This window comes from Marinovum sp., assembly GCF_034669705.1.
Lineage (GTDB): Bacteria > Pseudomonadota > Alphaproteobacteria > Rhodobacterales > Rhodobacteraceae > Marinovum.
In genome coordinates this window covers 124,632-143,033 of record NZ_JAXMOR010000008.1, presented here as the reverse complement: position 1 = coordinate 143,033, position 18,402 = coordinate 124,632, and the positions used below count along the sequence as shown (strand labels likewise).

At 66.5% G+C, this 18,402-nt stretch carries 15 protein-coding genes; 2 read left to right on the top strand and 13 right to left on the bottom strand.

What is annotated here, in order from left to right; all coding sequences use genetic code 11:
* Positions 1-8: 8 nt before the first annotated feature.
* The 5 genes from xylA to VOI27_RS08265 all read right to left on the bottom strand — a co-directional run bounded on the left by xylA (position 9) and on the right by VOI27_RS08265 (position 6,025).
* The gene (gene xylA / locus VOI27_RS08285; protein WP_323764850.1) at positions 9-1,304 is read right to left on the bottom strand and encodes a xylose isomerase; all 1,296 of its coding nucleotides are present in this window, start codon (positions 1,302-1,304) and stop codon (positions 9-11) included.
* 2 nt (positions 1,305-1,306) lie between these two features.
* Positions 1,307-2,368, bottom strand: coding sequence for a LacI family DNA-binding transcriptional regulator (locus tag VOI27_RS08280; protein WP_323764849.1), 1,062 nt, complete (start codon positions 2,366-2,368; stop codon positions 1,307-1,309).
* Between the two features lie 145 nt (positions 2,369-2,513).
* Positions 2,514-3,683: a mandelate racemase/muconate lactonizing enzyme family protein gene (locus tag VOI27_RS08275; RefSeq protein ID WP_323764874.1), complete on the bottom strand. Its 1,170-nt coding sequence runs from the start codon at positions 3,681-3,683 to the stop codon at positions 2,514-2,516.
* A 38-nt stretch (positions 3,684-3,721) separates the two neighbouring features.
* Positions 3,722-5,155 carry an aldehyde dehydrogenase family protein gene (locus VOI27_RS08270; protein WP_323764848.1) on the bottom strand — a complete coding sequence of 478 codons (1,434 nt, stop codon included), beginning with the start codon at positions 5,153-5,155 and terminating at the stop codon, positions 3,722-3,724.
* A 90-nt stretch (positions 5,156-5,245) separates the two neighbouring features.
* Positions 5,246-6,025: an HpcH/HpaI aldolase family protein gene (locus VOI27_RS08265; RefSeq protein WP_323764847.1), complete on the bottom strand. Its 780-nt coding sequence runs from the start codon at positions 6,023-6,025 to the stop codon at positions 5,246-5,248.
* A gap of 145 nt (positions 6,026-6,170) precedes the next feature.
* On the opposite strand from VOI27_RS08265, the gene VOI27_RS08260 reads away from it, so the two are divergent.
* Positions 6,171-6,824, top strand: a complete 654-nt coding sequence (locus tag VOI27_RS08260) for a GntR family transcriptional regulator (RefSeq protein ID WP_323764846.1) — start codon at positions 6,171-6,173, stop codon at positions 6,822-6,824.
* Between the two features lie 184 nt (positions 6,825-7,008).
* Here the strand turns inward: VOI27_RS08260 and VOI27_RS08255 are convergent, their stop codons facing one another.
* From VOI27_RS08255 to VOI27_RS08225, 7 genes are read right to left on the bottom strand one after another with little or no spacing between them, the layout of a single operon-like run.
* Positions 7,009-8,142, bottom strand: coding sequence for a mandelate racemase/muconate lactonizing enzyme family protein (locus VOI27_RS08255; protein WP_323764845.1), 1,134 nt, complete (start codon positions 8,140-8,142; stop codon positions 7,009-7,011).
* Positions 8,139-9,566 carry a sulfatase-like hydrolase/transferase gene (locus VOI27_RS08250; RefSeq protein WP_323764844.1) on the bottom strand — a complete coding sequence of 476 codons (1,428 nt, stop codon included), beginning with the start codon at positions 9,564-9,566 and terminating at the stop codon, positions 8,139-8,141. The genes VOI27_RS08255 and VOI27_RS08250 overlap by 4 nt, the downstream gene beginning before the upstream one ends.
* A gap of 21 nt (positions 9,567-9,587) precedes the next feature.
* Positions 9,588-10,445 (bottom strand): DMT family transporter, encoded by an 858-nt coding sequence (locus VOI27_RS08245; protein ID WP_323764843.1) that lies wholly within the window; start codon positions 10,443-10,445, stop codon positions 9,588-9,590.
* 56 nt (positions 10,446-10,501) lie between these two features.
* Entirely contained in the window at positions 10,502-11,578 is a 1,077-nt protein-coding gene (locus tag VOI27_RS08240) for a sn-glycerol-3-phosphate ABC transporter ATP-binding protein UgpC (protein WP_323764842.1), read from the bottom strand.
* Positions 11,579-11,626: 48 nt separating this feature from the next.
* Positions 11,627-12,520, bottom strand: coding sequence for a carbohydrate ABC transporter permease (locus tag VOI27_RS08235; RefSeq protein WP_323764841.1), 894 nt, complete (start codon positions 12,518-12,520; stop codon positions 11,627-11,629).
* A 4-nt stretch (positions 12,521-12,524) separates the two neighbouring features.
* Positions 12,525-13,400: a sugar ABC transporter permease gene (locus tag VOI27_RS08230; protein WP_323764840.1), complete on the bottom strand. Its 876-nt coding sequence runs from the start codon at positions 13,398-13,400 to the stop codon at positions 12,525-12,527.
* A 57-nt stretch (positions 13,401-13,457) separates the two neighbouring features.
* On the bottom strand, positions 13,458-14,738 hold the full coding sequence (locus VOI27_RS08225; RefSeq protein WP_323764839.1) for an ABC transporter substrate-binding protein: 1,281 nt from the start codon (positions 14,736-14,738) through the stop codon (positions 13,458-13,460).
* A 182-nt stretch (positions 14,739-14,920) separates the two neighbouring features.
* Here VOI27_RS08225 and VOI27_RS08220 point away from each other — a divergent pair, with 182 nt between their 5' ends.
* The gene (locus tag VOI27_RS08220) at positions 14,921-16,858 is read left to right on the top strand and encodes a glycoside hydrolase family 127 protein (RefSeq protein ID WP_323764838.1); all 1,938 of its coding nucleotides are present in this window, start codon (positions 14,921-14,923) and stop codon (positions 16,856-16,858) included.
* 77 nt (positions 16,859-16,935) lie between these two features.
* Here VOI27_RS08220 and VOI27_RS08215 read toward each other — a convergent pair whose 3' ends face one another.
* Positions 16,936-18,387, bottom strand: coding sequence for an NAD-dependent succinate-semialdehyde dehydrogenase (locus VOI27_RS08215; RefSeq protein WP_323764837.1), 1,452 nt, complete (start codon positions 18,385-18,387; stop codon positions 16,936-16,938).
* Positions 18,388-18,402 lie beyond the last annotated feature (15 nt).

Sequence of the window (18,402 nt, the reverse complement as noted above, 5' to 3'; positions counted from 1 at the left end):
CCTCCCTGTCAAACGTAGCGGTTGACGATGTTCTCGAGTATCTCCTGCCGCCCCGAAACCGGCTGCGGATCGACCTTGCCGGCCTCGACCGGTGCTGCCACCGTCTCCAGATCGGCGCCCAGGATGGCCTGCGCCTCGGCGCTCTCCCAGCCGGCGTAGCGTTGGCGGCGCGGCGCCTCGAGCGCGTCGTCCTCGAGCATCTTCGCCGCCGCGATCAGACCGCGGGCGCAGACATCCATGGCGCCGACATGTGCCGCCACCAGGTCCTGCGGATCGAGCGATTGCCGCCGCAGCTTGGCGTCGAAATTCGTGCCGCCGCGGCCCAGACCCCCGGCCTTGAGGATCTCGTAATAGGCCAGTGCCACCTCGGGCACGTTGTTGGGGAACTGGTCGGTGTCCCAGCCCGACTGGTAGTCGTTGCGGTTCATGTCGATCGAGCCCAGAATGCCCAGTTCGCGCGCCATGGCAAGCTCATGTTCAAAGCTGTGTCCGGCAAGGATCGCGTGGCCCTGCTCGATATTGACCTTCACCTCGGTCTCCAGCCCGAAGCGCCGCAGGAAGCCATAGACCGTGGCAACGTCGTAATCATACTGGTGCTTGGTCGGCTCCTGCGGCTTGGGCTCGATCAGGATCTGCCCCTCGAAGCCGATCTTGTGCTTGTAGTCCACCACCATGCTCAGGAAGCGGCCCATGTGCTCGAGCTCCTGGCCCATGTCGGTGTTGAGCAGCGTCTCATAGCCCTCGCGACCACCCCAGAGCACGTAGTTCTGGCCCTTGAGCCGGTGGGTCGCGTCAAGGCAGGTCTTCACCGTCGCCGCCGACCAGGCATAGACATCCGGGTCGGGGTTGGTGGCCGCGCCTGACATGAAGCGGCGGTGCGAAAACAGGTTGGCGGTGCCCCAGAGCAGCTTGACCTTGGCGCTCTCCATCTTCTCTTCGAAGATGTCGATGATGGCGTCGAAATTGCTGCGGCTCTCGGCGAACGTCGCGCCCTCGGGGCGGATGTCGGCGTCATGCCAGCAGAAATACGGCACGCCCAGCAGGTCGAAGAGCTCGAAGGCCACATCCGCCTTGAGCCGCGCGGCCTCCATGTCGTCGGACGCCCAGGGCCGCTGAAAGGTCTCGCCGCCAAAGGGATCGCCGCCGGGCCAGGCAAAGCTGTGCCAATAGGCGACCGCAAAGCGCAGGTGCTCCTCGAGGCGCTTGCCCATGACCACTTGGTCGGGGTCGTAGTGGCGGAACGCCAGGCCCTCGGCCTCGGGGTCGAACCGCACCGGCGCAAGGTCGCCAAAGAAATCAGTCATCGTCAAGTCTCTCCGTCAGAGGGTCGCTCCGCCGCGGGCGGAAGGTTTTCACGTAGGTAGATCGCCGGCACGATCGGCGCGGGGGGGCCGATCTCGCGCCGGTCGGCGATGGCCCGCAGGCCGTCGAGGGCGGTCTGGATCTCGTCTTCGGGGCGCTGGTCGATCACCACGTCGACCAGCCCGGTCTCGAGCGCCCGGCGGGAATGGCCCACCAGCTCGTGCAGCACCACGATCGGGCGGGACCGGCCCTGCGCCTCGAGCACCCGCACCAAGCCGGCATTGCCCGCGCCGGCGCTGTAAATCGCTGTGATGCCGGGGTCTTCGGCCAGTCGCCGGTGCAGCTCGGCCTCGACGATGTCGTGCCGGTCGCGGCCCTCGATCAGCGGCGCACTGGTGACCCGTCCGCCGGCCTCGGCCAGCGTCTGCTGCATGCCGGCCAGCCGTTCGGCGTGGTCATGGGCAGTGGCGACCCCGAGGATCGGCAGCACCCGCCCCTCGCGGCCGCCATGCGCCAGCAGCAGCAGCCGCCCGGCGGTGCGCCCGGCCACGGTGTTGTCGATGCCGACATAGCCGTCGCTCTGCGCGCCCTGCACGTCGGCCACCAGCGTCAGCACCGCCACCCCCTGCGCCCGCAGCGCATCGATCGCGGCGCAGACCCGCGGGTCATCGGTGCCGACCAGCGCCACGCCGTCGACCTTCTGCGCGCCAAGCCGTTCGAGGCAGGCGACCAGCGCGACCGCATCGAAGGCCGCGACGCCCACCACCTCGAGCCCGACCCGCGCCGCCAGCATCTCGGGGCAGGCGGCATCGAGGATGCTGCGCAGGCGTTGGAAAAAGCTGTTGGGGCCCTCGGGGATGACAAAGGCAAACCGATAGGTCCGCCTCTGCGCCAGATTGGCGGCCGCGACATTGCGGACATAGCCCAGGTCTTCGATGGCGGCCCGCACCCGGCGGGCGGATTTCTCGGCCACGCCGCCGCGATTGTTGATCACCCGGTCGGCGGTCGCATAGCTGACCCCGGCACGGCGTGCCACATCGCTCAATGTTGGCGTCTGCCTGTCCATCGATTCCTCCCACCGGCAAACGTACAGGCGAAAAGATAGACGTCAATCAATTTTTGATTGGCGTCTATCTTTTTTAACGTTTCCGTCGGCGGTCGGAGGGGCGCCCTGGTCAGGCGGCAGAGGAAAAATACTCTATCTCAGAAGCTTACGAGTCAATCTCATAGCGCTTGATGAAGTCGCGGTCCGGCTCCACCCCCAACCCCGGCCCGTCAGGTATCGCGATCCACCCGTCGTTGCGGGCAACCTGGCCCTGGATGTCCAGCGGCTCGGCCAGCAGGTGGTCGCGGAAGCGGTTCTCGGTGGTGTCGAACTCGAGCCAGGGCTCTCGCGGAAACAGCCCGCCGGGCATCGGCGGCATCGCCGCCAGAAGCTGCAGGTTGGTCGCAACCGCGATGGCCGAACCCCAGACGTGGTTGAAGACCGGGGTGAAATGCGCATGGCACAGCGCCAGCACCCGCAGGTACTCGGTGATCCCACCAAGCGCGCAGACCTCGGGCTGGGCAATGTCGAGCCCGCGGCTCTCCAGCAGCGCCCGCCAGCCCCAGCGATTGAACTCGGCCTCGCCGCCAGAGATGTTGACCTTCAGCCCGGCGCGCAGCTCGCGGTAGCCGTCGAGGTCTTCGGGCGCGATCGGCTCTTCGAACCAATAGGCCCCCAGCTCGTCGAGCGCACGGCCGACATAGAAGGCGTCAGACGTGGTGTAAGCGTGGTTGGCGTCGGCCATGAAGTCGAAATCGTCGCCGACCCCGCGCCGCACCGCCTCGGCCAGTTTCACGTCATCCCGGGCACCGAGCCCGATCTTCATCTTGGTGGCGGCAAAGCCCATGTCGCGGATCGCCGCCGCCTCGTCGACAAAGCGCGCCACGTGGTCCTCGACGCTTTCGCGTTTCAGCATCATGCCATAGCCATAGGCGCGGACCTGCCTCCGATGCGCCCCGCCGATCAGCTTGTGGATCGGTTGGCCGGTGACCTTGCCCGCTATGTCCCAGAGCGCGATATCGACGCCCGAGAGCGATTGCAGCGGCATGCCCTTCTGGCCGTGATCGCGCAGCAGGTTGTAGACCTTGTGCCAGATCACGTCGCGGTCCATCGGGTCCATGCCCAGCACCATCGGCTGGATCACCTTTTCGACGATCGCCTTGTTGGCCAGCGCCACGTTGCCGGGGCCAAAGCATTCGCCCCAGCCGGTGATGCCCTGATCGGTCTCGACCTCGACGATATGGGCGGTGCGCCTGGCGTAATACTGCTGCGAATAGCCCAGCTCCTCGGGCATGTCGCATTGCAGCACGTGGCTGGTGATCCTGGTGATCTTCAGGGTGCTGGTGATCGGTTCGAGTTTCATGAAATCCTCCATCAGGTCAGCCCCCGGCTGATGCGCTTGACGACAAGATAGTCGTTCAGGGCAAGCCGCGAGCAATCGTGCCCGATGCCGGATTGCCCGATGCCGCCATGCGGCAGGTAGATGTCGTATTTGACGCCGTTGATCTGCACCTCGCCATAGCGCAGGCGCGCCGCCACCTGCTCGGCCAGCGCCAGGTCGGCGGTAAAGATATAAGAGGCCAGCCCGCCCTCCTCGCCGTCATTGGCCCGCGCAAGCACCGCTTCGCGGTCGTCGAAGGGGATCAGGCTGACCACCGGGCCGAAGATCTCGGTTTTGTAGATCTGCATCTCGGGGGTCACCCCGTCGAGCACCGTGGGCGCAAGGAAATGCCCCTTGGCAAGCCCCTCGGGGCGGTCGCCGCCGGCCAGCAGCCGGGCGCCCGCCTCGACCGCCTCGTCGATCAGCCCCTTCACCCGCGTCCAGGCCCGTCCGTCGATCATCGGACCGGTGAGGATGTCGGCCTGCTTGTCAAAGCCCACCTTCACCGCCTTGGCGCGCGCCACCACCTTGTCGCGGAAGGCGTCATAGACCGCGCGCTCGACGAAGACCCGGTTCGGGGTCACGCAAATCTGCCCCGCGTTGTTGAACTTCACGGTGGTCACGATATCCGCCGCGAGGTCGAGATCGGCATCGCGATAGACCAGCACCGGCGCGTTGCCGCCCAGCTCCATCGAGAACTTCTTGATCGAGGTCGCGCCCACCTTCATCAGGTGCCTGCCGGTGTTGGTCGAACCGATCAGGGTGATGAGGTTCGGAATGGTCGAGGCCGCCAGCGCGTCCGACGGACCATAGCCATCGGTGGTCAGGATGTTGACCACCCCCGCCGGCAGGCCGATCCGGTGGCACAGCGCGCCCACGGCGTAGGCAGAGACCGGGGTCGCCGCCGAAGGCCTGATGATCACCGGACAGCCCGCCGCCATCGCCGGGGCGATCTTGTAGGCGAGGTTCAAGAGCGGGAAGTTCCACGCCAGATAGGCCACCGCCACGCCCATTGGTTCATAGACGATGCGATGCTCGTGGGTGCCGTCGCGGTCGCGCAGGGTCTCGTCGTGGAGGCGCTGCGCCTCCTCGGCATAGAACTTCAGCGAGCGTTCCAGCAGGTCGAAATCCTCCTGCGTCCCGCCCCAGGGCTTGCCCATCTCCTGGTGGATGCAGTCGCGCAGCATGTCCTCGCTGGCGATCACCGCGTCGCGCAGCTTCAGCATCCAGCGCTGGCGCTCGGCCACCGGTGTCGCGGCCCAGCCGGGGGCGGCGGCGCGCGCGGCCTCGAGCGCCGTCTCGACATCCGCGAAGCCTGCGGCGGCGACGGTGGCCACCCGCTCTTCGGTGGCCGGGTTCACCACGTCGAGGCGGGACTGCCCCGCCACCAGTTCGCCGCCGATATACATCTTCTTGTGCAGGACCATGGTCCCTCCGCAAATCTAAAGTCTAATCATATTATGTTTAGCATTTAGAGCGCAGGGAGTCGAGCCCAAACCGAAGCCCTCGACCCGGGATCAGCCCGGCTTGATCCGCCCCTTGATGTCGGCCAGCAGCGCATCGCTGCCGCGCGCCAGCAGCCCGGTGTCGGTGCCGCAGGCGACAAAGGTGAAGCCCTCGTCCAGCAGCGCCGCCGCCAGCGCCACGTCAGTGACCAGCGTGCCCACCGGCATGCCCTTGTCCATCAGGCGCCGCGCCACCGGCCGGATCCGGTCCCAGACCTCGGCCGAGGTGGGCTGGCCCAGCAGGCCGATGTCAGCGGCAATGTCGGCGGGGCCAAAGAACACGCCGGTCACGCCCTCGACCGCGGCAATCTCCTCGGCCCGGTCGAGCGCCGACTGGGTCTCGATCTGCAGCAGAACGGCGGTCTCCTCCTCGACCCGCGTGGTGTAATCCGCGATCCGGCCGAACTGCGTCGCCCGGGTCGAGCCGGAAACGCCGCGAATGCCGTGAGGCGGATAGCGGGTGGCGGCGACGGCACGCTGCGCCTCTTCCACCGTCTGGATCATCGGAAACAGCAACCCCGGCGCGCCGATATCCAGCAGCCGCTTGACCGCCACCGCGTCGTTCCACTCGACCCGCACCAGCGGCACCGTATCATAGGGGGCAAAGGCCTGAAGCTGGCCGAGCACGCTGGCATAGTCGTTGTGGCTGTGCTCCATGTCGATCAGCGCCCAGTCATAGCCCGCCGGCGCCACCACTTCGGCGGCGAAATTGCTGCCGAGGGTGACCCAGAGACCGATCTGCTGCTGGCCGGCCCGCAGGGCCCGGGTAAAGCTGTTGGCAGGGTACGTCATGAATTCTAGCGCCTTTCTGTTGTGATGCGCGATCAGGTGCATACTGCGTTTCGAAATTGAACCCCGGACCGCCCCCGGGACTTGGATTGTCGGTGTTCAGCCCCTACACAGGGACACCCCGCATGACCGGAGCCGGCAGACGCCCATGGACCAGACCGCCTTTGTCACCGATGCCGAGAGCGCCTATGCCACGCTGCGGCAGGCGATCGTCACCGGAGCCCTGCGGCCGGGACGCAAGCTCAAGATCGCCGAGTTGCGTGCCGAGTTCGGGTTCGGCGCCGCGCCGCTGCGCGAGGCGCTGTCGCGGCTGATCGGCGAGCGGGTGGTGGTGCAGCGTTCGAACCGGGGGTTCTATGTGCGCGAGGCTTCGGCCGCCGATGTCGAGGACCTGGGCCGGCTGCGGATCCTGCTGGAAACCCAGGCGCTGCGCGACAGCCTGGCCCGCGGCGATGACGCTTGGGAGGCGCAGCTGGTGGCCGCCTATCACAGCCTGAAGCTGGCCGAGGATCGCGGCACCGGCCCGCGGGAGATCGAGGCGCGCAACCGGGCGTTTCACGATGCGCTGGTCTCCGCCACGCCCTCGGCCTGGCTGCTCGACATGCGCGGCCAGGTCTATGCCCATCACGAGCGCTACCGCCACCTGTCGCGCAGCCTCGGCCCCAGCGGCCGCGACACGCCGGCGGAACATATGGCAATCTACCAAGCGGCGATCGCGCGCGATATCGACGAGACCTGCCGGCTGACCGCACAGCATATCGAGCTGACGACGGTCTCGGCGGTCAAGGCGATGGCGGGGTGAAGCCGGGCACAAGCCGCGCATCGCGGGGCCGCAGTAGGGCGATCCGATGGTGGTGCTTGGCAATTCATGCCGGCAAATCCCGCAGACCCTCTGACCGACGCGCCGGCGGGAGCCAAATCGCCGTGCCGTGGGGGCGGCCCGGCGATGCGCGGCGGCCTGCGGCCTTGGTTCCGGGCCAGCCGCCTCAGGCATAGGACGTCGCCCCGTCCGGCTTGCGCAATAGCGGCCGCGACCAATGGCTGTAGTCCTCGGTCTGCAATGCCTCCTCGATGATCTCGACCCCCCAGCCGGGCCGGTCCGGGCGCAGTTCCAGATGGCCATCGACCGGAATATAGGGATCGGCGATCCAGGGCACGTCGCGGTGCACCTTGTACTCGAGGATCTTGAAATTGCTGCAGGCGGCCGAGAAATGCACGTTATGCGCCGTGGCCAGCGGCCCCATCGGGTTGTGCGGCGCCACCGGCACCGAATGCGCATCCGCCACCTCGGCGATCCGCCGCATCTCGGTCAGCCCGCCGACCACGGCGATATCCGGCTGCACGATATCCGCCCCGCCGGCGCTCAGCAGCGCCAGGAACTGGTGGCGGTTGTAAAGCGCCTCGCCGGTGGCCAGCGGAATGTTTAGCTTGGCCTTCAGCTGACCCCAGGCCGGCATGTGCTCGGGCCGCAGCGGTTCCTCGAGGAAGAACGGATCGTAAGGCTCGATGGCCCGCGCCAGCCGCACCGCGTCGATCCCCTCCATCAGCACGGAATGGGCATCGAAGGCGATCTCGAAATGCGACGGCAGCCCCTCGCGCAGCCCACGGAAGTAATCCGCCGTCGCCTCGCAGACCGCGCCCCAGCGATGTTCGAACGGATGCTTGCGATAGGGCGAGAGCTTGAAGGCGGTGAAGCCGAACTCCGCATGCAGGTCCGACAGCACCTCGACGCCATTGTCCGGCGCGCCGATGGCGGTGCAATAAACCCGCACCCGGTCGCGCATGTGCCCGCCCAGCATCTGGTAGACCGGCACGCCAAGCGCCTTTGCCGCGATATCCCAAAGCGCGTGATCCACCGCCGAAAACGCCGCCAGCCCCAGCGCACCGGGGGGAAAGCGGGCGACGTGCATCAGCTTTTCATGCAGGTAGGTCACTCGCCGCGGATCCTCGCCCAAGAGATGCGTGGCGAAGTAGTCGAGGATCGGCGCCACCGCGCGCTCCGGCCCATGGGCATAGGTCTCGCCCCAGCCGGTGATGCCGGCGTCGGTCCTGATGGCGACGAGCACCCGGGGGCGGTCGTCGACGCGCTGGATGTAGGTCTTGATCTCGGTGATTTTCATTGTGCCAACGCCGGGTTGAGATGTTGCTGATGATCGTGTTGGTCCTGCGCCGGGCGGCCGTCGATATAGCTGCCGACCGGCAGTTGGTAGCCGCCGAAGGCCAGCGCATCGGCCTCGGCCTTCATCCAGTCGAACAGCCGCGCCTTCAGCCGCGCCTTCTCTGCGGCCAGGGCCGGGTCGCCGGCGCGGTTCACCCGTTCCTGCGGATCGGTCTGAAGGTCGTAGAGCTCCTCGATGTCATGCGGGCTCCAGGCGTATTTGTAGCGCGCCTCGCGGATACCGCGGAACTTGAACTGCCGCCCCTGATAAGCGTCGTAACCATAGGTCGCGTGGTCATGATCGGTGGCGTCATAGCTGCGCTCGGCCTCTTCGGGGGTCAGGGTCCCTGCCGCCGCGCTCTCGGCGAGCAGCGTGGGCATCAGGTCGCGGAAGTTGACAAACCCCTCGCGCACCTTGCCCGCCCCCTGCCCCGCCTCGCGGATCAGCATCGGAATGCGCATCACCTCTTCGTAAAAGAACGGCCCCTTGTCGAACCAGCCATGCGCGCCCAGCATCTCGCCGTGATCGGCGGTGAAGGCGAGGCTGGTGGACTCGTCGAGCCCCAGATCGGTCACGCGGCGGCGGAACTGGCCGAAGAGATCGTCGATGAACGAACAAAAGCCCCAGTAGTGCTGCACGGTGCGGCGCCAGTCCTGCTGGTCGAGGCCGCGGGTGTCCTGACAGGGCCAGTAGTGCGCGCCCTGGGCCGCGGGTTTGCCTGTCTCGGTGAACTGCGGGATGAAGTTGTCGGGCATGAAGTCATGGGGCAGGTCGTCATACATCCGCACCCAGTCCTCGGGCACGTGATGGGGAAAATGCGGGCCGGGGAGCGAGGCGATCAGACAGAACGGCGTGTCGCCGGACGCAAGGCTCTCCAGCCGCTCGATCGCCTTGCGCACTCGCTTTTCGTCCGGGTGCACCCCGTCGGTGATCGTGCCATAGAACGGCGTCTTGCGCGGCTCGGCAAATTCGAGGTCGACCGGCGGCAGCAGCGGCTCGGTGCCGCCGTCGCTCAGCGGCGCGTCGATGCCGCGTTCGCTCAGCGTGCCGGCACCGAGATGCCATTTGCCGATGAAGCTGACCGCGTATCCGGCGTCCTGAAGCCGCTCCATATAGGTGCGGTGGCTCGGGTGCAGTTTGCCCTGCGGATAGAAGGACGAGCCCTGCACATTGTCCACCGTGCCGGTCTGATGCGGCCATTTGCCGGTGAACAGGCTGGCCCGCGCCGGCGTGCAGAGCGGGACCGAGGTGAAGGCGTTGACGTGGTTGGTGGCCTCGTCACGAAAAGCGTCGAGGTTGGGCAATCTGCACGGGTGGCCGGGCTGGTTCAGGGTGTCCCAGCGCCATTGGTCGGTGATGAAGAGGATGATGTTCTTCGCGGTCATGCGGGAGCTTTCTTTCGGAGGTCAGGGGGTCGGTCGCGGCCGTTCGATCCACCAGATCGCAAGGCCGGCACCGACGATGAGCAGCGTGCCAAGGACAAAGCCCGCGCTCATCGGATCGTCGAAAAAGACGATGCCCCAGAGGCTGGCCACGATCACCTGGCTGTAGAGGAAGGGGGACAGGACCGAGGCCGGCGCCGCCTGCATGCCGAGCTGAATGGCGACATGCGCCAGCGTTCCGGTCAGGCCGAGCCCGGCGAGGAGCACCATGTCGATGGGCGCCACCGGGGTCCAGAAGACCAGTTGCGCCGGCAGCAGGGCGGCAAAGCACAGCACCGGCATCAGCGCCATCGAGGCTGCGGCCTCTGACGGCGCTGACAGCCGCCGGGTCATCAGCACGTAGCCCGCCGAACCGAAGGCCGAAAGCAGCGGCAGCAGCCAGACCAGCGGCGGCGCGGCGCCGCCCAGTCGCGGGCCGATCACCACCAGCACGCCACAGAACCCGAGGCAGAGCGCAGTGATCCGCCGCCAGCCGATGCGCTCGCCCAGAAACAGCACCGAGAGCAGCGTCACCACCAGCGGGCTGAGGAACTGTATCACGGTGGCCTGCGACAGCGGGATATGGGCGATCGCCACGAACATCGACAGCGAGGCCACCAGCAACAGACCGGCGCGCGCCAGGTGCAGCGGCAGGGCGCGGGTGCGGTAGAGACGCCGCCGGCCGGTGGCCAACAGGAACGCCGCGACAAAGACCGCGTGCCAGCCGTAGCGGACAAAGGCGATCTGGATCGGCGAGTGGCGCGCGGTCATTTCCTTGATGGCGGCATCCTGGGTGGCAAGGATGCAGCCCGCCAGCGCCACCAGCCCCATGCCGGCCAGCATCGAGCGGGACGCGGGGGCGGCGCTTACCGCCCCCGGTACTGTCTGCGGGGCGCAGCTCAATTGACGAGGGCCGCGCGGGCAGTGCCGAGGCGCAGGCGGGTCCCGGGGTCGAACAGATGCACCGGGCCATGGGGCAGGACATGCAGCACGTCGCCATATCGCCCGCTGATCCGCTCGCGCATCAGGCAGGTCACCGGTGTGTCACCGATCTGGCCGACCACCTGCGTCTCTGCCCCCGTCGGCTCGGTCACGTTGACCTGCACCGCGAGGCCCCGCTCGGCCAGCTCGAAGGTATCGGGGCGGATGCCGGCAATCACCGGCCGCCCGGTCTCGAAGCCTTCGGTGCCCGAAAGATGCAGCATCGTGCCATCGGCAAAGCGCACGCCGCCGGCGCAAACCTCACCCTCCAGCAGGTTCATCGAGGGCGACCCGATGAAGGCCGCGACAAACAGGTTGGCCGGCTCGTCGTAGAGGTCGAGCGGGGTGCCCACCTGCTCGATCCGGCCCTCGCTCATCACCACGATCTTGTCGGCCATGGTCATCGCTTCGATCTGGTCGTGGGTGACATAGACCGCCGTGGTGCCCAGCCGCTGGTGCAGCGACTTGATCTCGGCGCGCATCGACACCCGCAGCTTGGCATCGAGGTTGCTGAGCGGCTCGTCGAACAGGAACACCTTGGGATTGCGCACGATGGCGCGGCCCATGGCGACCCGCTGGCGCTGGCCCCCAGACAGCTCTCTCGGGTAGCGGTCGAGGTAGGGCTCGAGGTTGAGGATGCGCGCGGCGTCCTGCACCTTGACCCTGATCTCCTCCTTCGAGGCGCCGGCAAGCTGCATCGAGAACGACATGTTGTCGGCCACCTTCATATGCGGATAGAGCGCGTAGTTCTGAAACACCATGGCGATGTCGCGCGCCTTGGGTTGCAGCCCGTTGACCACCTTGCCACCGATCTCGATGGTGCCGCCGGTGATGTCCTCGAGCCCCGCGATCATCCGCAGGAGCGTGGTCTTGCCGCAGCCCGAGGGGCCGACGAGGGCGACGAACTCGCCATCCTCGATGCCCACGTCGATGCCCTTGATCGCCCGCACCGCGCCATAGTTCTTAATGACCTGGTTGATGGTTACATGTGCCATTTCTGTGTCTCCTTGTCGGGATTGTCCAACGTGACGGGGGGGCGGGCCTCAGCCCTTGACCGACCCCATCGTCATCCCGCGGATGAAGTGTTTCTGGAAGGCGAGGAAGACCACCAGCGTCGGGATGGCAGCGACCACCGCGCCGGAAGCCACCATGTTCCAGGCGATCTCGTATTCGCCCTCGAAGGACAGGATGCCGACGGTGACGGGTTTCTTGCCGGAGCCTTGGGTCAGCACGAGACCCCAGAGCAGGTCGTTCCAGATCCAGGTGAATTCCAGCACGATCAGCGCCGAGAGCGCCGGCCGCGCCACCGGGACATAGATGCGCCGGAAGATCGTCCATTCGCTGGCCCCGTCGATCCGGCCGGCTTCGCGCAATTCGCCCGGGACGGTGTTGAAGAAGTTGGTCATGATCAGCACCGCAAAGGGGATTTGGCGCATGATGTGAACGATGATCTGCGCCAGAAACGTGTCGTGCAGGCCCAGGTCCGACATCAGCCGGAACACCGGGATCAGCTGGGTGTGGATCGGCACGAAGCTGAGCGAAACGATCACCAGGAACATCCAGATCCGCCCCTGAAAGCGCATCCGGCTCAGCGCATAGCCCGCCATCATCGACACCATGAGCGTGCCCGCCACCGAAGGCAGCGTGATGATCACCGAGGCGCGCAGATAGGGCAGCATCTCGACAAAGGCGTGGCTCAGGTTGCCCCATTCGTAGCTCGACGGAAGCGCCCAGGCGCCGTTCTGGGTAATGTCGGGGATGGTGCGCACCGCGGTCAGCAGCGTGCCCAGCACCGGCAGGAAGAACACCAGCGCCAAGAGCAGCAGCAGCCCGATCTGGCCGCCCCTCATGAAGGGCTCTTCGAGCCGTTCGCGCAGGCTGCCGCGGTTGAGGCCATCCTGCGGCAGGGATTGGATTTGCGTGGTCATATCGGTCATCGCCTCAGCTCCAGTCTCGTTCTTGGGCCTTGGCCATGCGGCGCACATAGGGCACCACCATGGTGGCGGTCATCAGCGTGACGATCACGCCAATCGCGGCACCATAGCCGAACTTGTAGTTCCAGAAGGTCTCCATATACATCCGATAGCCCACCACTTCGGAGGTGCCGAACGGCCCGCCTTCGGTCATGGTCAGCACGATCTCGGTCGCCAGCAGCGCGTGGATCAGCGCCGAGGAGACGGCGATGGTGCTGGCCGGTTTCAAAAGCGGCAGGGTGATGCGGAAGAAGATCTGCCGACGCGTGCCGCCGTCGACCTTGGCGGCCTCGATCAGCTCTTGCGGGATCGCCGACAGACCGGCGAGAAACACCACCGTGGCAAAGGCCGTCTGTCGCCAGGCGGCGGCCGCGATCACCGAATAGGTCGCCGCCTCCGGTCCCAGCCATTCGACGATCAGCCCGTCAAGCCCCAGCCCGATCAGCAACTGGTCCAGCAGCCCGACGTCAGGCTCGTAGATCCAGCCCCAGACCACGCCGACGATGGCAAAGGACAGCGCCAGAGGCAGAAAGAACACCGTCTTGATCAGCCCCGCGCCCCAGAAGGTCTGCTTGACCAGCAGCGCGATGGTGATGGCCAGCGAATTGGGCACGATCAGGAAGGCGATGACCCAGATGCCGGTGTTTTTCAGGGAATTCAGGAAGTATTCGTCCTCAATCAGCGTGACGTAGTTCTGCAGGCCTATGAATGTCCCCGGCTCCGCCACCCCGACCTGGTTGGTCAGGCTGATGGCGAAGGTCTGGAAAATCGGATAGGCGCCGAAGATGCCGTAGATCAAGATCGCGGGCATCAGGAAAAGCCAGGGCGTGAGCCGGGCGTTCATGGCAGTGTCCTCCTCTAGGGCGGCCAGACGGAGGGAGGCCCGCCCGGCCGCGATGCCTCAGCTCTCGCCGAAGACGTCGTTGCGGCGATCTTCCAGCAGTTCCAGCACCTTCATGTACTGGTCCGGATAGGCGAGGAAGCGCGGCAGCTCTCGTTTCGCCACCTCGGTCACACCGGGATGGGTGGCAAGCTCGAGGTTCTGGTGGAACGGCGCGTCAAGCATGTCCTGGAACCGCTCGATGGTGGCCTGAAAGGCGGCCGGCTCGTAGATGTCGACCGGCACATCCTTGTTGGCCGCCATCCGCTGCGCCTGCCGGGCGAACAGCTCCTGCGGCTCCCGTTCGGAGACGCATTTCAGCATCGCGATGGCGTTGTCGGTGTTCTCGCCCGCGCCGCTGGCGGCCCAGCCCTCGACCGCGCCCTCGACGGCCAGCTCGATGCCCTCGGTGATCGGCGGGAAGTCGAAGACGTCGAAATCGGTGCCCGGCTCAAGCCCGGCCTGGATGAAGTTGCCGACGGTCCATGTGCCCATGAGCTCCATCGCGCCCTCGCCGGTGACGAACTTGGTGGCCATCTCCTGCCAACCCAATGACGAGGTGCGGTCATTGAAATAGCCAGCCTCCAGCAGGCCTTTCCAGAGCTCCATCGCTTCGACCACACGCGGATCGAGATAGCTCTCGGTGCCCGCCATCAGACCGTTGCGGAAGTCGGACCCGGCCACCCGCAGCACGAAGTAGTCGAACCACAACAGCGGCTCCCAACCGGACTTCGACCCCAGCAGGAAGGGCGTGACGCCGGCCTCCTTCAGCTTGGCCGCAACGTCGAGGAAGTCCTCCCAGGTTGTCGGCGGCGTGAGGCCATGCTCGGCAAAGACGCGCTTGTTGTACCAAAAGACGTTGGGCTGAAAGGTCGTGGGGATGGTGTAGACATTGCCGTCGGGCTCGGTGCTGGTGGCCTGGACGCCGGCGGGGTAGTTGTCCTTGATCTCCGCCCAGATGTCGTTCATCGCGCGGATCTTGCCGGTGGCGGCCTGAAACTGCGACCGGCCGCCGGCCCAATAGGCGTAGATGTCGGGCGGGGTCGAGCTCGACAGTTGCACAGGCAGTTGCACCTCGTACTGCTTGGGCGGCGAGAAATTCTCGATGATCTCGATATCGAGGGTCTCGGCACAGTGGTTCCACATCGCCATCCGCGGCACCCGCATCGGCTCGGCTGCCGAGCGGTGGAACAGGTGCACCACGCCTGCGGCCGATGCCGGCGCGGCGGTCAGGGTCAGCGCGCCAAGGGCCACTGGCAGGCCCAGACACGCGGCGGCCACGCTCTGCTTCAAATTCGTCATCTTGTCCTCCTCCGATTTTACTTTGTCGTTGCTATTGCATTTTGTCGATAAAATCAAACATATTATGTTTATGCATCGTCCGTCAAGCCGGATGAAAATGCAAGCCTTTCGGCCCCGGCCCGCCATAACGGCCGGTTCCGGTCCGACCCCGAAACCGAAAAAACTTATTGGAGACCAGACACATGGACGGATCCCCCACCCCGATCAGCCGCCACGCGCGATTGCGCCGCCCCGCCGACACCGCGGTCCGCTGGACCGGCGGCTTCTGGGCCGAGAAGCAGGACTTGGTCCGAACCGAGTCGATCATCAGCGTGCTCGACGCCATGGAAGACCCCGAGAATGCCGCCTGGTTCGGCAATTTCCGCGCGGTGGCCGCCGGCGGCGGTACCTTTCGCGGCCGTTACTGGAGCGACGGTGACTGCTACAAGGCGCTGGAATCGATCCTGCTGCTGACCGACGTGTCGCCTGACGCCGGGTTGACCCGACGCCTCGACGCCTACATCGAGACCATCGCCGCCGCGCAGGAAGACGACGGCTATCTCAACACCCAGATCACCCTGACCGATCTTGGCCGCTGGACCGACATCGAGCATCACGAGATGTACAACCTCGGCCATCTCTTCACGACCGCCTGCCTGCACCATCAGGTCACCGGCACCCGCCAACTGCTCGACATCGCAATCCGCGCCGCCGACAACCTGCACGACACCTTCACCCCTCGCGACCCCGACCTCGCCCGCTTCGGCTTCAATCCCTCGCAGATCATGGGTCTGGTCGAGCTCTACCGAGAGACCGGCGAGGCCCGCTATCTCGCGCTGGCGCGCCTCTTCGTCGAGAACCGCGGCGCCCATCCCGACCGGCCCGGCAACAACGGCGACCAGAGCCAGGCGCGCGTGCCATTGCTCGACGAGACCGAAGCCGTGGGCCACGCGGTCACCGGGCCTTACCTCTGGGCCGGCGCGGCGGATATCGTGATGGAGACCGACGAGGCGCCGCTGATGGCGGCGATCACCCGCATCTGGGAGGATTCCACCTTCCGCAAGATGTACATCACCGGCGGCATCGGCGCGTTGCACAAGGGCACGTCAGAGCGCAGCCACCCGCGCTATGAGCAGATCGCCGAGGCCTACGGGCGGCCCTATCAACTGCCCTCCGACACCGCTTACAATGAGACCTGCGCCAACATCGCCAACGCGATGTGGAGCTGGCGGATGCTGCAATTGACCGGCGAGGCGCGCTATGCGGATGTGATCGAGCAGGTGATGTACAACACCGGCCTGTCTGGCTTGTCGCTCTCGGGCACGCATTTCACCTATTCCAACCCGCTGCGCTTCAACGGCGCGACCCAGTTCATCGGCAACAACGATTCACCCCGCCGCTGGACCCGCTGGACCTGCTACTGCTGCCCGCCGCAGGTGACGCGGACCATTGCCGGGCTGCACCGCTGGGCCTATTCGACGGCCGGGAATGCGGTCTGGGTGCATCTCTACGGGTCGAACACGCTCGACACCGGGCTGGGGGCGGGGCGGATCGCCTTGCGGCAGGTCTCGGAGTTCCCCTGGTCCGGCGACGTCCGGCTCTGCGTCGAGGATGCGCCTGACAGCGAGGTGACGCTGCACCTGCGCATTCCGGGCTGGAGCGCGGTCACGTCGGTGCGCGTCAATGGTGAACAGGTGGACGCGACCGGTGAAGGCCCGCGCTACCTCGCGCTCACGCGGCGCTGGACCACCGGCGACCAGATCGACCTGACGCTCGACCTCCGCCCCCGCATTCTCGCCGCGCGGCCCGAGGTCGAGGAGGTCCGCAACCAGGTCGCGGTGATGGCCGGGCCGGTGGTTTATTGTCTCGAGGGCGCCGACCTGCCCGAAGGCGTCACGATCAACGAGGTCGCCCTGCCCGCCGATGCGACGTTCAAAACTGTCGCGGGCGAGGGTCTTTTCGCCGGAATAACGCTCTTGCGAACCGCGATGGCGCGGCGGGCGGGCTGGTCGTCGCCGGCGCTCTATGCACCATTGGTGGCAAATGACGCAGGCACCCTGCCAGTGACGCTGATCCCCTATTTCGCCTGGAACAACCGCGACGACAACACCATGGCGGTCTGGCTGCCGCTCAAGGGCTGAACGCAACAGGGGATACCGCAGCGCTGCGGTATCCCCTGACCGTGGAGGCACCGGCGCAGGGCCGGTGCGGGGTCGGTTCAGGCGGCGGGCACCTCGAATTCCGCATGGGTGGTCTTGAAGGTCAGGTACTCGTTGATCGCCATCTGCCCGCCTTCGATGCCGACGCCGGAGTGTTTCACCCCGCTGAACGGCGCCTCGTAATGCGACAGCAGGAAGTTGTTGATCCCCACCATGCCCGACTGCAATTCGCGCGACAGCCGCCGCGCCGTCACCTCCGACCGGGTGAAGGCATAGGCGGCGAGACCGTACTGCGTGCTGTTGGCCCGCGAGATGGCATCGCCAAGGTCGGAATAGGTGGTCAGCGAGGCGACCGGGCCGAAGGGCTCCTCTGACATGATCTCGGCATCGTCACTGACGTTCTCGAGCACCGTCGGCGCAAAGAAGAAGCCCTTGTTCTGGTCGCGCGCCCGGCTGCCGCCGAGCCGCAGGGTGGCCCCCTTGTCGACCGCGTCGGCCACCAGCCGCTCGAGCTTGTCGAGCTGCGCCGGGCTCGCCATCGGGCCCATGGTGGTCTCTGGCAGCATCGGGTCGCCCATTCGGATCGCCTCGGCCTCGGCCATGAAGACATCGGTGAACGCGCCGGCCACGTCGGCATGCAGGAAGAACCGGCTGGGCGAGCCGCAGATCTGGCCGGTGTTCATGAACTTGAACTTCGCCGCCAGCCGGGCTGCCGCCGGCACATCGGCGTCGGGGCAGATGATCAGCGGCGCATGACCGCCCAGTTCCATCGACACCCGCTTCACGGTCTGCGCCGATTGCGCCATCAACAGCCGCCCGACCCGCGTGGAGCCGGTGAAGGAGACCTTGCGGACCGCCTCGGCCTCCATCAGTGCCGGCGAGACGCCTTCCGGCGCGCCGTGCAGCACCTGCACCACCCCGATGGGCAGACCCGCCGCCTGGCAGCACTCGCCAAGGATGGTGCCCACCAGCGGCGTCTGCTCAGAGGGCCGCAGGATCACCACACAGCCGGCTGCCAGCGCCGGGGCCAGTTTGCGCGCCGGCAGCCCGAGGGGAAAGTTCCATGGGCTGAAGGCGGCAACAATCCCCACCGGCTCCGGCGTGATGCTGAGATGGCCGCCGAAACGCGAGGTGATGGTCTGGCCAAAGAGCCGCTCGGCCTCGCCCGCCATCCAGACGAATTGCTCGGCGGCCGAATCCGCCTCGCCCACCGCCATCGCGTGCACCCGCCCCATCTCGCTGGCGATGGCGCGGCCGAAATCGTCTCGGCGCTTGACGATCTCCTCGGCGATCCGGCGCAGGTATTTCGCCCGCTGCCAGCCCGGAATGGCAGACCATTCGGCAAATCCGGCCTCGGCATGGCGCAGCGCCTCGGCCACGTGGTCGGGGCCGCAGCACGGCACCTCGTAAAGGGTCTCCTCTGTTGCCGGGTTGACGACGGCCATCGGCGGCAGGTCAGAGGCGGTGCCCCAGCTGTCGCCAATCAGGTACTTCGGGTCTTGTGCTGGCATAGTCTGCTCCTGAGG